Origin of the sequence: Acinetobacter sp. CFCC 11171, from assembly GCF_003268405.1 — a bacterium.
Lineage (GTDB): Bacteria > Pseudomonadota > Gammaproteobacteria > Pseudomonadales > Moraxellaceae > Acinetobacter > Acinetobacter amyesii.
The window spans coordinates 89,977-104,206 of sequence record NZ_LQXP01000004.1 but is presented as its reverse complement, the minus strand read 5'-3'; the positions used below and the strand labels follow the sequence as shown (position 1 = coordinate 104,206).

General features: G+C 41.7%; 14 protein-coding genes and 1 pseudogene. 8 read left to right on the top strand and 7 right to left on the bottom strand.

The genetic code is table 11. The features are described 5' to 3' along the window. Window positions 1-279: 279 nt before the first annotated feature. The 3 genes from serA (at window position 280) to AVJ20_RS03645 (ending at window position 3,597) form a co-directional block, all read left to right on the top strand. The gene (gene serA, locus AVJ20_RS03655; protein ID WP_078192852.1) at window positions 280-1,512 is read left to right on the top strand and encodes a phosphoglycerate dehydrogenase; all 1,233 of its coding nucleotides are present in this window, start codon (window positions 280-282) and stop codon (window positions 1,510-1,512) included. Between the two features lie 117 nt (window positions 1,513-1,629). After that, window positions 1,630-2,499: an EamA family transporter gene (locus AVJ20_RS03650; RefSeq protein ID WP_111884175.1), complete on the top strand. Its 870-nt coding sequence runs from the start codon at window positions 1,630-1,632 to the stop codon at window positions 2,497-2,499. Between the two features lie 219 nt (window positions 2,500-2,718). Next, entirely contained in the window at window positions 2,719-3,597 is an 879-nt protein-coding gene (locus AVJ20_RS03645; protein WP_111884174.1) for an EamA family transporter, read from the top strand. 82 nt (window positions 3,598-3,679) lie between these two features. On the opposite strand, the gene AVJ20_RS03640 is transcribed toward AVJ20_RS03645, so the two are convergent. The 3 genes from AVJ20_RS03640 to truB form a co-directional block, all read right to left on the bottom strand. Then, window positions 3,680-4,141 carry a hemerythrin domain-containing protein gene (locus AVJ20_RS03640; protein WP_078192502.1) on the bottom strand — a complete coding sequence of 154 codons (462 nt, stop codon included), beginning with the start codon at window positions 4,139-4,141 and terminating at the stop codon, window positions 3,680-3,682. Between the two features lie 135 nt (window positions 4,142-4,276). Further along, the gene (locus AVJ20_RS03635) at window positions 4,277-5,050 is read right to left on the bottom strand and encodes a sulfite exporter TauE/SafE family protein (RefSeq protein WP_111884173.1); all 774 of its coding nucleotides are present in this window, start codon (window positions 5,048-5,050) and stop codon (window positions 4,277-4,279) included. A 26-nt stretch (window positions 5,051-5,076) separates the two neighbouring features. Beyond that, window positions 5,077-5,985: a tRNA pseudouridine(55) synthase TruB gene (gene truB, locus AVJ20_RS03630; protein WP_111884172.1), complete on the bottom strand. Its 909-nt coding sequence runs from the start codon at window positions 5,983-5,985 to the stop codon at window positions 5,077-5,079. Between the two features lie 153 nt (window positions 5,986-6,138). Here truB and AVJ20_RS03625 point away from each other — a divergent pair, with 153 nt between their 5' ends. The 5 genes and pseudogenes from AVJ20_RS03625 (at window position 6,139) to AVJ20_RS03605 (ending at window position 11,919) form a co-directional block, all read left to right on the top strand. Further along, window positions 6,139-7,167 carry a lipase secretion chaperone gene (locus tag AVJ20_RS03625; RefSeq protein WP_111884171.1) on the top strand — a complete coding sequence of 343 codons (1,029 nt, stop codon included), beginning with the start codon at window positions 6,139-6,141 and terminating at the stop codon, window positions 7,165-7,167. A 78-nt stretch (window positions 7,168-7,245) separates the two neighbouring features. Then, window positions 7,246-8,190, top strand: a complete 945-nt coding sequence (locus AVJ20_RS03620; protein WP_228157148.1) for a lipase family alpha/beta hydrolase — start codon at window positions 7,246-7,248, stop codon at window positions 8,188-8,190. 366 nt (window positions 8,191-8,556) lie between these two features. Next, window positions 8,557-9,567, top strand: a pseudogene (locus AVJ20_RS03615) (esterase/lipase family protein). A gap of 202 nt (window positions 9,568-9,769) precedes the next feature. Continuing rightward, window positions 9,770-10,735: an esterase/lipase family protein gene (locus AVJ20_RS03610; protein ID WP_111884169.1), complete on the top strand. Its 966-nt coding sequence runs from the start codon at window positions 9,770-9,772 to the stop codon at window positions 10,733-10,735. Window positions 10,736-10,959: 224 nt separating this feature from the next. Next, on the top strand, window positions 10,960-11,919 hold the full coding sequence (locus AVJ20_RS03605) for an esterase/lipase family protein (protein ID WP_111884168.1): 960 nt from the start codon (window positions 10,960-10,962) through the stop codon (window positions 11,917-11,919). A 63-nt stretch (window positions 11,920-11,982) separates the two neighbouring features. Here AVJ20_RS03605 and rplS read toward each other — a convergent pair whose 3' ends face one another. The 4 genes from rplS to rpsP all read right to left on the bottom strand — a co-directional run bounded on the left by rplS (window position 11,983) and on the right by rpsP (window position 14,100). Next, window positions 11,983-12,354, bottom strand: a complete 372-nt coding sequence (rplS, locus tag AVJ20_RS03600; RefSeq protein ID WP_078189351.1) for a 50S ribosomal protein L19 — start codon at window positions 12,352-12,354, stop codon at window positions 11,983-11,985. Window positions 12,355-12,493: 139 nt separating this feature from the next. Then, window positions 12,494-13,234, bottom strand: coding sequence for a tRNA (guanosine(37)-N1)-methyltransferase TrmD (gene trmD, locus AVJ20_RS03595; protein WP_111884167.1), 741 nt, complete (start codon window positions 13,232-13,234; stop codon window positions 12,494-12,496). A gap of 42 nt (window positions 13,235-13,276) precedes the next feature. Continuing rightward, the gene (gene rimM, locus AVJ20_RS03590) at window positions 13,277-13,825 is read right to left on the bottom strand and encodes a ribosome maturation factor RimM (RefSeq protein ID WP_078189353.1); all 549 of its coding nucleotides are present in this window, start codon (window positions 13,823-13,825) and stop codon (window positions 13,277-13,279) included. 17 nt (window positions 13,826-13,842) lie between these two features. After that, window positions 13,843-14,100, bottom strand: coding sequence for a 30S ribosomal protein S16 (gene rpsP / locus AVJ20_RS03585; RefSeq protein ID WP_078189354.1), 258 nt, complete (start codon window positions 14,098-14,100; stop codon window positions 13,843-13,845). Between the last annotated feature and the right edge of the window lie 130 nt (window positions 14,101-14,230).

Sequence of the window (14,230 nt, the reverse complement as noted above, 5' to 3'; positions counted from 1 at the left end):
GCCTGAAACAGAGCGCATCAAAATGTCAGGGACTTGGTCATGATGATTTTGAGCGGCACCATTATAAGCTATAACTGGGCTTTTTTTGACAAAACCCAAAGAAAAACGTGATTTCAAAATGTCACGAGGAATATGACCAAGTTAATTAGACCAAATCTAAAAAAATTGACTCATCATTCGCCAAAATAGCCATGACGTCAGTCATAAAGGAAATGTATATCAGGCGACTTCCTATGCTATTATATGCGCACTAAATTTGGCCTTTGTAGCGGAGCCGTAATGAGCCAACATCTTTCTTTACCTAAAGATAAAATTCGTTTCTTGTTGTTAGAAGGCGTTCACCAAAACGCAATCGACACTCTAAATGCTGCTGGATACACCAACATTGACTACCGTAAAACTGCGCTTGAGGGTGAAGCGTTGAAAGAAGCGGTTAAAGATGCTCACTTCATTGGTATTCGTTCACGTACTCAATTAACTGAAGAAGTTTTTGAAGCGGCGAACAAACTGATTGCTGTGGGTTGTTTCTGTATCGGTACAAACCAAGTGAACTTAAATGCTGCAATGATTCGCGGTATTCCAGTATTTAACGCACCATACTCAAATACGCGTTCAGTTGCTGAACTAGTACTTGCTGAAGCGATTCTATTACTTCGTGGTGTTCCTGCAAAATCTGCTTCAACTCACCGTGGTGGTTGGAACAAGTCTGCAGTCGGTTCATTTGAAACTCGTGGTAAAACTTTAGGTATTGTTGGTTACGGTTCGATTGGCTCGCAACTTTCTGTACTTGCTGAAAGTTTAGGTATGCACGTAATTTATTACGATGCCGTAACTAAACTTCCAATGGGTAATGCACGTCAAGTCGGTTCTATGGGTGAACTTCTTGCCAATGCAGACGTCGTATCTCTACACGTTCCAGACGTTCCATCAACTCGCAACTTCTTCGGCAAAGACCAATTTGCTCAAATGAAAGAAGGCGCAATCTTCCTCAATGCTGCACGTGGTACATGTGTCATCATTGAAGATCTTGCTGATGCAATCAAATCTGGTCATATTGCTGGTGCGGCTGTAGACGTATTCCCTAAAGAACCTAAAGCAAACGGTGAAGAATTCGTTTCTCCACTTCGTGGCTTAGACAACGTGATTTTGACTCCTCACGTGGGTGGTTCTACGATGGAAGCGCAAGCGAACATCGGTCTTGAAGTTGCTGAAAAATTCGTTGCTTACTCTGATAAAGGTATGACTTTATCTGCAGTGAACTTCCCAGAAATCGCGTTACCGTTGACTGAAGGCAAACACCGTTTACTTCATATCCACAAAAACGTGCCAGGCGTTCTTTCAAAAATCAACAACTTGTTTGCTGAACACGGTATCAACATCTCTGGTCAGTCTTTAATGACTAAAGGTGATGTGGGTTACTTAGTGATGGACGTTGACGCAACTGCTTCTAAAGAAGCATTGGATACACTTCACGAAGTTGAAGGTACAATCCGCGTTCGCGTATTGTTCTAATTTAATTAGACACTGAAGCCACAGCCTTCGGGCTGTGGTTTTTTTATTGTTATAAAATTTTAAAATCTGGCTAGTGCCACTCTCCCGCTCTTCGAGTCATCGAAACAAATTTAGTTTATGCCAAATTTTAAAGTTGCACCGGCTGTCCAAGCACCGCTGATCTTGCTTATTGCCATGATCAGCATGCAAAGCAGCGGTTCATTTGCCAAATATCTTTTCGGTCAATTTCCCATACTGACCGTCTCGGCCATGCGTTTAATGCTAGGCGCTTTGATTTTGGCGATTATTTTTAAAATTTGGCAGATCAATTTTAAACAAGTCAAATGGTCTGCGATTATCAGTTATGGCTGTGCTCTTGCAGGCATGAATATGCTATTTTACTTGTCGATTGATCGTCTCCCGCTCGGCATTGCCGTGTCTTTTGAATTTATTGGCCCTTTAAGTGTTGCACTATTGGCAGCAAGACGAAAATTCGACTTCGTCTGGGTCGGCCTTGCAATTCTAGGCCTAATTTTGCTGTTTCCATTTGATCAAGCAGCACAACGTCTTGACCCAATTGGGATCTTGCTTGCCCTCGGTGCAGGTGCGTGTTGGGCACTCTATATCGTGGCAGGTCAAAAACCATCAGGGGTCTCAGGCAATCATACCGTTTGCTTAGGCATGTTCGTCGGCATGTGTGTTCTGATGCCCATCGCAATCTTTGCAGGTATGCCGGCACAGGCGTTTGAGCCAAGTAGTCTGCTGTATTTTATTGCACTTGCGACCTTAGCTAGTGCTTTACCTTTTACTCTAGAAATGATTGCGCTACGTAACATGACTGCGCTGAGTTTCGGTACACTCATGAGTTTGGAACCCGCTGTTGCCGCTCTCTCGGGTTTTATCTTTTTGCATGAACAATTGTTATGGACACAATGGTTGGCATTGGCAGTGATAATCAGTGCTTCGATTGGCTGTACTTATACCACGCAAAAGGCCAAATCAATTTAAATTCAAACCGCCTTAATCTTTTGAAAATATCTCCATTTTTATTTTGAATTTAAAAATGGTGGCGATTTAAAGACGATTTTTTATATTCAATTTTTTTTTAAATTCAAAACCTGCAAATTGCATTTCTGCCTATGAAAAGTCATCAATGATTCAACATTAACCGCTATACTGTACTGACTCAAAAATAGGGCTTAACACCGCCCAACAACTGTGTGCCGCATGCCAAATTCACAACTTCTCGCTGTTGTTTTCATGGTGCTCTCCATGATCTCCTATCAAATCAGTGCATCATTCGCCAAACAATTATTTTTGGTGCTTGATCCACTCAGTGTGACCATTTTACGACTCTGTTTTGCCTCGATTATTATTTGTTTGATGTTCCGCTCATGGCACATTTTAAAACGACTGTCGTTTTTAAAATGGCGTGATCTGCTCTGCTATAGCGCAGCACTGTGCCTCATGAATGTCTTGTTCTATATGTCACTGGGCAAACTCCCTCAAGGCATTGCCGTAGGACTCGAGTTTATTGGGCCGCTAGGTTTGGCACTGCTGTCGATTAAAAATCGTAGTGACTATATTTGGGTGTTTTTGGCGATCTTAGGGATTGCGCTGATGGTACCTTGGGGACAAGCTCAAAGTGGTAATTTCTCAATATTTGGAGCAGCCTGTGCCTTAGCAGCGGGACTCTGTTGGGCATTCTATATTTTCTTTGGACAAAAAGTGGTACATCAAAATATTGGTATGCATGCGCTAACGATTGCCATCACACTGTCCGCACTGACCTTGCTCCCGATTGGACTATATAACAATGCACCCGCCCTACTCGATACCCAATATTGGCCGAAAGCCTTATTGATTGCGATTTTAGCTACAGCCATACCTTATGCCCTTGACCTCAAAGCATTGAAGATTCTAAGCAAGCTGAGTTATGGCACATTGTCGAGTATCTCACCTGCTTTGGCAGCCATTACGGGTATGGTGGTATTGGGAGAACGCATTAATATAGGGCAATGGCTTGCTTTGGTGTGTATTATGCTTGCCTCGGTCGGGGTGACAATGCGCTCCTCTCGCACTACAACGACTAGCGGATCAAACTAATTTTCATCTTAATCGCTGAAATAAAAAGACGGCCTCTGCCGTCTTTTTTAATTTGGAATTTGTCCTCAAAACTCACTAATATTTATCCCGTCAAACTGTCTTTATCCGCCTTCTTGTATTTTTTATATTCTGCCAAATATTGTTTGGCTAAACTTTCCTTTTGTTTTTCATCTAAGATTTTACCCGCTTGCTGAAAAAAGCCATGTTCTTCTTCCTGCAAATGATGATGTACTGTTTCAGATAACTTTTTCGCAATTGCCAACCAACCTGGATTACTAAATTCAGTTTCCGTCAGTTGCTCTAATAATTCATCCATCTCATGATGTTCCGCCAATGCATGACGGGTGATGTTTAAGCCTGAATCAGTCATCATTAACGGGATGTAAAAATAACGATCTTCGCCAACAGCATGAGCAAATAACTCATTTTTGAGCAGCTCAAATAAATCTCGACGCTCAGGTGTATCCCCTGATGTTTGAATGAGTTTTTCAGCAAGTTCACGTTGCTTTTCATGACTTTGGCGTAAAGCTTCAAATATATTCATTGTAGTGATGACCTCTGATGCTTAGCTAATTGTGTATTATGAAATTTAATTATTATCCACAACTCAAACGAGTCGCTTATTTTCATACTAATCATTTCAGCGACAGAATTCAGCAACGCTCTGTTAAGATTTGTTTTATGCTTGTCCCGTAAAGGTTTGATAACCCAACCGTACAATCAAAATACTCACCAAAATCAAAAATAGAATTCGAATAAAGCCACTACCGTATTTAATTGCCGCACGTACACCAACGATCGAGCCTAAAATATTTGCTACAGCCATCATTAAGCCTATCGCAAATAACACATGGCCAGTGGGCGCAAAAAAACTCAGTGCTGCAAGGTTGGTGGTTAAGTTGGCGACTTTTGACAAAGCAGAGGCATGTAAAAAGTCTGCTTGTAGATAACGAATAAAAAAGAAAATAAAGAAACTGCCAGTGCCAGGTCCAAAGATGCCGTCATAAAAGCCAATCACCAGACTACCAATAGCGGCAAAACCGAGGATTTTAGGAGTCAGTTCTTGGCGTACATGCACCTGACCAAATTGTTTTTTGGCAAAGGTATAAATTGCAATCACAATCAACATGACCAAAACGAAAGGACGTAAGACTTCTTTTGGAATCATTGATACACAGGCTGCTCCCACAAAGGAAGCAACAAATGCACAGCTTGCAATGACCGCAAGTAATTTCCAACGGAGTTTGACTTGGCGTAAAAAAGAATAGGACGCCGAAGCCGTACCAAAGATCGAAGACAACTTATTGGTGCCAAATACGGTCGCTGGAGATAAGTGCGGCATGGCATTCATAATGGCAGGAATTTGAATCAGTCCGCCACCGCCAACAGCTGCATCAATTGCACCAGCAAAAAATGCAAAAAATAGCAGGCTTAAGATGATTTCAATTTCCATAATTTGGCTTCAGTGGCTGTTGATGACTATTCAAGATTTAATACACGTTTTGGTACTAAGCGCTTACGATCGGTAATTTCCGCTAGACCTAAGCAGCGTTCCCCATCAAATACCAAAACCTGCGCTTCCGCAGCATGCTCAATATTACTTTCCATTCCACGACTAAAATATTCAGCTCGACCTTCCGGCGCTTGCACTTTGCAGAAATGATCGACAGGTGAATACACCGGCAGCAATAATGCTTCACGCTCAGCTTCGGACAGACTCTCTAAATATTCAATGGTAAAGCTTGGGTTAAGATCAAAATGACCCGTTTGAATACGGTGTAGATAGGTTAAATGTCCAAAAGTACCCAATGCTTTGGCAATATCTTCGCCTAATACACGAATATACGTGCCTTTGGAACAGGTGATGTCGAGTGTAATACTATTCTCATTAAATGATAATAACTCGATGGCATAAATCGAAATTGGACGTGCTTCTCGTTCAATTTCTATCCCTTTACGTGCCAATTCATATAAAGGGCGGCCTTCTTTTTTCAATGCCGAATACATGGGTGGAATTTGTTGAATATCCCCTACAAATTGCGCCAAGACATTTTGAATATTTTCTTCAGTCAATGTTGGAACAGCTTGCTCTAATAGTACTTCACCTTCCACATCACCCGTCGTGGTACTGTGTCCTAAAAAGACCGTGGTTTTATAACGTTTAGTCGAATCCAATAAAAAATGCGAAAACTTTGTTGCTTCACCTAAGCAAATTGGTAATAAACCTGAAGCCAGTGGATCAAGCGCACCAGTATGCCCTGCTTTTTGCGCACGAAACAGCCAACGAACCTTCTGTAAGGCTGCATTCGAGCTAATACCTAATGGCTTATTCAAAAGAAATACACCATGTACAGGACGACGTTGGATCTTAGGAGAGGCTTTTTTCATGTCAAAATTTGGCTAATACAGGAACAGCGCAATGGTAACAACCCACCTCTAACGTTTACAACTCTTCTATGTTTTTATCTGCGTTTTATGTCATATTGAGTTCGCATTTAGAACTCTAAAACAATTAAAAACGGAATAAAGGTGCATTGGGATATGCAAAAAAATAAACTTTGGCTCATCATTGCCTTGGTCGTTATCGCAGTTGCTGCATTCATATATTGGCTTGCGCCAAAAGCATCACAAAATGATCCTTCAGATCAATCGATTCAACAACAAAATAGGCCTTTAGCTCAGGGCGAAAGCGCTACGGCTCAAGCAACAAGCGGTTCTTCGCTGCTCAGTCCAAGTCAACAAGACACGGAAGTTAACTGTCAAATCAGTATGGATGGTTCAAACCGTTTGATCGTGAATGAACAAACACGGAATTGCTTTGAATATTTCATTACTCAGTATGGTGAAAAGTCGATAGATCAAATTAAAAAGGATTTTAAAGCCTACATTGCACAAGGTCATAAAGAACCTGCGCTGTCCCAAATTTATGATTTGTGGGATCGTTATATGAAATATCGTGAACAGTTAGGTCATTTACAGCCACCAAGCGACGACAAAGAATCACCACAATACTATCGCTCGATCTACAGCAGCACCCAGAATTTAAGAAAACAGTTCTTTTCTGATTATGAAATTGAAGGTTTATTTGGCAAGGAAAATACTTATCACGAATACACGCTAAATCGCATGGAAGTAGTAAATGACAAAAAACTGTCTGAATCAGAAAAAGCCAAAAAACTAAAAGCCCTGTTTGATGAACTCCCAGAAGATTGGAAAGAAAATCTGGGACAAATCAATAAACTTGAAGATTTACGCAAGCTCACAGCAGACATTAAAGCCCGTGGTGGTTCAAGCGAAGAAATTCATCAAATGCGGTTAAATTTAGTGGGTCCAGAAGCTACTCAGCGCCTTGAAAATTTAGACAGCCAGCGCAGCTCTTGGAAATCTAGCGTAAATCAATACCTCACAGAGCGTGACAGCATTGTGAAAAGCAATATGAGTGACAGTGCTAAACAACAAGCGGTGCAGCAACTCCGTAATCAACATTTTAAATCGAAGGAAGATCAGCTCCGCGTCAGTACCTTTGAATCTGTACATGATCAAGGTGGAAAATTACCTTTCGCAGAATAACTGCAAACAACAATTTAAAAACAACCTCAATTTCAGGATGAAATGATGAAAAAACCACAAGCTCTTTTATGCGCAATTATGGCTGTATCAGCAGCGATCGCCAGCACACAATCCCAAGCTGCAGCAGGACTCCAACATGTCACCGCCAACAGCTCGGCAAACTATGCCAAGACCAAATATCCGATTGTGTTTACCCATGGTATGTTCGGGTTTACTCGCATTGGTTTTGACAGCTTTGGCATGGATTATTTTTATCAAATTTTGCCAGATTTAGCTCGTAATGGGGCCAATACCTTTGCTGCCCAAGTTTCTCCGCTAGAGTCCACTGAAGTCCGTGGTGAGCAATTACTCTCTCAAGTCGAAGAAGTCCTTGCTCTGACCGGCCAACCCAAAGTGAATCTCATTGGTCATTCACATGGTGGACCGACAACTCGCTATATTGCAGCGATCAAACCTGAATATGTAGCTTCGGTGACTGGGGTTGCAGGCACTTATCGTGGCTCTCTAGTCGCAGATAAAATCCAAGCGAATAAAACCATTAATTCAGTCTTTGAGGTCCTTGGCGATCAACTCTTAGCACCGATTATTACTTGGGCTGAAGGCAACTCGAGTCTACCCAACAGTGTTGATGCATCACTTACCGCGATCAGTGAAAAAGGTTCTGCTGAATTTAATGCAAAATTTCCAACCGCAGCACTGGCTGCGAACTGCAATCAGTCGGGTGCCAAAGTCGACAATGGCGTGTATTACTACTCATGGACAGGTACAGCGCAAACCACGAATCTATTAGATGTACTAGATACAGTGATTAGTCAGCTTGCCCCTTTGGCCTATGGAAATCGTGACAATGACGGTTTGGTTGGACGCTGTAGCACCCACATCGGACAAGTAATCCGCGACGACTACAATCACAACCACTTAGATGAAGTGAATATGATCTTTGGCCTACGCAGCCTATTTTCACCTGACCCAGTTGCGCTCTACCGCCAACATGCCAATCGTTTAAAATTACAGGGACTTTAACTCAAAAGTTAGTTCCCTTTCAGCACTGAACAGGACGTCTTTGGACGTCCTTTTTTGTTTACAATTTTTTTATTTGTACGCATTAAACAATTTAATTCAATAAGTTCTTAAATCATAACAACTAAAATAAACGATAAAAATAAAAAACGAATGTATATAAATATACTTGTCACCTCAACGCCGTCCCTGTCCTAAAATGACATGGAATTTCAAACCGAGCATGAAAAAATGACAAGGCATCTTTGTCTATTCAAACTCTCTAAAATCAAAGATATGGCCTAGCCAATCACAAAGATGTTGCTTAAAAACAGAGAGTATTTTCATTATTAAAAAGTAATAAAAACAACATCAGATCAAGGAACATTTATGCGATCTTTAGTAAACACGGCCAAGATGGCCTCTGTAGCTACAGTTGCAGGCTTAGCGATGAGTATATCGGCAAGCACTCAAGCTGCGCCTAGCGTCCTCCAGGTGAAGGAAACGGCAAATTCTGACTACGCAAAAACCAAATATCCAATTTTAATGGTGCATGGTTGGCTCGGTTGGTCACGTATCGGCACTGACACCATCGGACTAGATTATTAGTACCAAATCTTGCCAGATATGGCACGAAATGGCTCAACCGTATTCGCAGCGCAATTATCTCCTGCAAATACCACAGCACATCGTGGTGAGCAGTTAATTGCACAAGTTGAAGATGTTTTGGCTATTACAGGGAAGCCAAAACTTAACTTAATCGGTCACTCTCATGGTGGTCCAACTGTATTGTATGTTGCTCAAACAAAACCACAGTACATTGCGTCTATTACAGGTGTTGCAGGAACCTATCACGGCTCTAAAGTAGCGGATGATATTCAAGGCAACTCACTTTCTCGCACTGCCTTTAATATTTTAGGTGACTATATTGTCGGCCCACTGATTGCTTTGGGTCAGGCAAAACCAGAGCTTGAAATTGATTTCGATGCTTCTATGAAATCATTATCACAGAAAGGTTCTGCTACATTTAACAGTACGGTTGCAAAATCTGCTGTAGCTGACGGTGTTTTGGCATCTTCAGAAAATTGCAGCAAAAACTTAAAGCAAGTCGACAGCAAAGGCATTCAGTACTATTCATGGACTGGTGTTGCGCAAACCACGAATCTACTTGATATCGACACGATCCTAATGCAACTCGGGCCATTGTCTTATGGCAATAAAGACAATGACGGTATGGTTGCACGTTGTAGTGCTTATATCGGTAAAGTCATTAACGATAGCTACAAACTTAACCATACCGATTTAGCCAATATGATGTTTGGCTTAACAGGGCTATTTGCACAAGATCCTGTGGCGCTGTACCGTCAACATGCAAACCGTTTAAAACTGCAAGGACTTTAATTCTTATCGTTGAAATTTAAATGCAATAAGGGGGCTTCGGCCCTCTTATTTGCTTTTATCAATCTGAAAATTCATGATCTTTTATTTTGTTACATTTAGCGTCACAGTTAATCTCTTTCAATTTGCAACAGGTGATCTTTATTGCTTTATTAGAAGTGACAATAAATATTGTCATAAAACAATAATACATTGAGGATCGCTCATGAAATACGGATCATTTTTAGCAGGTTTAATTGCAGCTACGTTCATCAGTAATGTATCTGCATCGCAAACAACCCAAGTCACTGCCAAAGCTAGTTCCAGCTATGCAAAGACCAAATATCCAATCGTATTCAACCATGGTATGGGTGGTTTTATTACCGTTGGTACGGACTCATTTGGACTCGACTATTGGTATCAAATCCTTCCTGATCTTGCCCGAAATGGTGCAAATGTTTGGGCAACTCGCGTATCGCCTTTTAACTCTACCGAAGTGCGTGGCGAACAGCTTCTACAACAAGTTCTTGAAATCCAAGCACTCACAGGTGCGGATAAAGTGAATTTAATTGGACATAGTCATGGTGGACCAACGATTCGTTATGTTGCCGGTGTTCGCCCAGATGTAGTTGCTTCATTAACCAGTGTTGCAGGACCTCATCAAGGATCCCCTGTTGCAGACTTAATTTTAAAAGCTGAAGGCACCGCTGTCGAAGCACCCTTGGTTGGAGCTGTGAATTTTGTCTCTAAAGCCATCGTTTGGGCGCAAGGTCTAGATCCAAAGACTTATCCTCATGACGCATTGGCAGGTGGTTCAAGTTTAACGCTAGCGGGTTCTGCAAAGTATAACGCCGCATTCCCTCTGGGCTTACCTAAATCCAATTGTGCTGATGGCAATAGCGTGGAAAAAGGCATTTACAACTATTCATTTACAGGCGTTGGCCAAATCACCAATATTTTAGATTTAGACTCAGCCCTAAAAGTGACCGCATTACTGATCGATGGCGGAAAAGACAATGATGGCCTCGTATCACGCTGTAGTGCCAAGTTTGGTAAAACCATTCGTGATAACTACAACTGGAACCATTTAGATGAAGTCAACCAAGTGCTTGGTCTCAAAGCGTTGTTCGCACCAGATCCTGTCGATGTTTATCGTCAACATGCCAATCGTTTAAAACTTCAAGGTTTATAATTTAGTAAAGCTATACATTAAACCCTGTAAATTCAGGGTTTAATGATATTTTCATTAATCTATTTACAAAATATCTTTCATTCTGTCGATTAGTTCTCACATTTTGCTTTCCTTTTTTTATAATCCTTAATGACAATAAAAATTGTCAGATAGGCAATTTTGTCTATTTCCAAACTGAACTAAATCACAGTTTGAATACCAAAACAAAAAGAAAGGAATGAAAAATGAAAGGAAAATTGCTCTGCGCCACGCTCCTTGCAAGTATGGCAGTGACCCAAACGCATGCTGAATTGGGTATACAGCAAGCGACCACTAAAAAAGTCATCGACAATTATGCTGAAACCCAATACCCCCTAGTGTTTGTACACGGGATGTTTGGTTTTAACCGCTTAGGCGGTGCCGTTTTTGGTCTAGATTATTGGTATCAAGTTCTCCCCGATTTGGCAAGCCATAAGGCAACGGCCTTTGCTACTCAAATCTCCCCATTGGAATCCATTGAAGTTCGCGGTGAACAACTGTTAGACCAAGTTGAACAAGTGGTTGCAATTACAGGCAAACACAAAGTGAATTTAATTGGTCATTCACATGGTGGTCCTACGGCTCGATATATTGCTGGTGTACGACCTGATTTGGTTGCCTCTGTCAGTACAGTTGCAGGCACCAATGACGGTTCACCTGTGGCGGATTTAGTACAGAGTGTGCCGATTTTAAATGGCGTATTAGCGACAGTTATGGATGCCTTAATGACCCCAGTGATTAACTTCGCCCAGCAGTCGAATCTGCCTTCAAATTTTAAAGCTTCGATCTACAGTATGTCTCAACCAGGTGTGAAAGCTTTTAATGCAAAATTCCCGCTCGGTATGCCTACAACCAAATGTGCTGATGGCCCAAATGTAGCCAATGGCATTAGCTTCTATTCATGGACAGGTATATCTAACACCACCAACTTACTTGATCCAGATACGATCTTTACTGCAATGGGGCCAATAGCATTTAGCGGACAACCGAACGACGGCTTAGTGAGCCAATGCAGCAGTAAATTGGGTAAAACCATCCGTGATAATTATAAGTGGAACCATTTCGATGAAGTCAATCAAGTATTAGGCTTGAAAGGCTTATTTGCACCAGACCCTGTTTCAGTCTACCGTCAACATGCCAATCGTTTGAAACTTCAAGGGTTATAATTTTCTTTCTTGCATAAAAAAATGCGCCTAAAGGCGCATTTTTTTACAGCGTTGTAAAACAAATTATTTTGCTTTACGAGCTGGTAATTTTTCACGAATACGTGCAGCTTTACCAGACAATTCACGTAGGTAGTAAAGTTTAGCACGACGAACGTCACCACGACGTTTCACTTCGATACCAGCAACGATTGGTGAGTGAGTTTGGAATACACGCTCAACACCGAAACCGCTAGAAATTTTACGTACTGTGAACGCAGAGTTCAAACCACGGTTTTTCTTAGCAATTACAACACCTTCAAATGCCTGAAGACGCTCACGCTCACCTTCTTTTACTTTTACTTGAACAACTACTGTGTCACCAGGAGCAAAAGCAGGGATGTCTTGTTTCAACTGTGCATTTTCAACAGCTTGTACTAAAGGATGTTTACCGCTCATGGGGTATCTCCGATTATGCGAGTTAGAAGAGGTCTAATCATCGCTGGGGCTAGAGGCTAAAGCGCATAGACCCGATTGACTTTCCCTTTATGCTTGACCGCTTCAATGCATAAAGAGCCTAATATAAGATTTAAAAAATTTAAACCTGGGAATCTTTTAGCCATTTCTTTTGCTGCTTGGTCAATTCAACTTTTTCAACCAACTCAGGTCGGCGCTCTAAAGTGCGTTGATATCGCTGCAAAAACCGCCACTTCTCAATATTGGCATGATGTCCTGATTTTAATACTTCAGGAACATCTAAACCTTCAAAATGGTCTGGCTTGGTATATTGTGGGCAATCTAAAAGACCATCCACAAATGAGTCTTGCACATGTGATTGCTCATCAGACATTGCACCCGGAAGTCTCCGAATCACACTATCCAATAAAACCATCGCAGGGAGTTCACCACCAGATAAAACGTAATCGCCTATTGACCATTCCTGATCAACATATTGTTGGATCAAACGCTCATCAACTCCTTCATAACGACCACACAATACAATTAATCCATCATATTTGACGAAATCTTGTACTGCAGGTTCATTTAAGGTCTTACCTTGCGGTGACATATACACCACAGGTACATGAACAGCACCCGCTTGCTTGGCAAGCTCTTTGGCACGATGAATTGCTTTCGCTAATGGCTCAGCCATCATCACCATACCTGGACCACCACCAAATGGACGTTCATCCACTCTTTTGTAGTTGCCCTCAGCAAAGTCGCGTGGATTGATACAATGAACTTGCACAATGTCACGTTTTGCTGCGCGCCCGCTAATACCGTAGGCTGTAATCGCTTCAAACATTTCAGGAAAAAGCGTAATGACTGCAAAAAACATCGCAGACTCCTCTATTTTCCTGCTGCGTCAATCCTTAAAGGATTAATAATCTACGCCCCAATTTACGTAGATACGACCAGCTTCGAGATCAACACGCTGTACTACATCTTTATGCCATGGAATCATTCGCTCTTCGCTATCGACACTGTCAGCAGTAGCGCGAACTACCATCACGTCGTTAGCACCTGTTTCAAACAATTCGTGGATTTGACCGAGGTTGACTTCTTGTTCATCTTCTCCAAGACCTAACACTGTTAAGCCCTTCAAATCTGACCAGTAATACTCGTCCACGCCTGCTTGAGGCAGTTGCGATTTAGAAATCCAGATATTTGCGCCAACCAAGTTATCTGCCGCGGTACGATCACTCACACCTTTTAGCGAAACAACCAAGCCTTTGCCATGTGGTTTCCAACGTTTTACATCTACTGTTTGCCAACCTGCTTTGGTCTCAATGTACCAAGGGAGGTAGTCAAAAATATTGCTCATAGGTTCTGTATTGGAATAGACCCAGAGCCACCCATTTAATCCATATGCTGAACGTAGCTGTCCAATCTGAATACGATCTTCGGGAACATTCTGTGTTGGTGTCATGGGTAACCTACTACTAATTAAGCAGTAGCTGCAGCTTTCTTAGCTTCAGCAGCTAAAGAAGCAACACGTTCTGAAGGTTGAGCACCTTGTGAAACCCAGTGAGCAAAACGGTCAGCATCTAAACGAAGTTTTTCTGCTTTACCTTGAGCTGTAGGGTTGAAGAAACCGATACGTTCGATGAAACGACCGTCACGTGCATTACGGCTATCAGTCACAATGATTTGATAGAACGGACGTTTTTTAGCACCACCGCGTGCAAGACGAATAACAACCATGATAGAACCTTATAGTTTTTACGGATTATCCCTGTACCGACCATCGATACATTTCAAACCCCTTTCATAGAGGGCAATATTTTACGTGAAATTTGCCCTGAATGAAAGATCAAAAAGTGTTTATCCACAA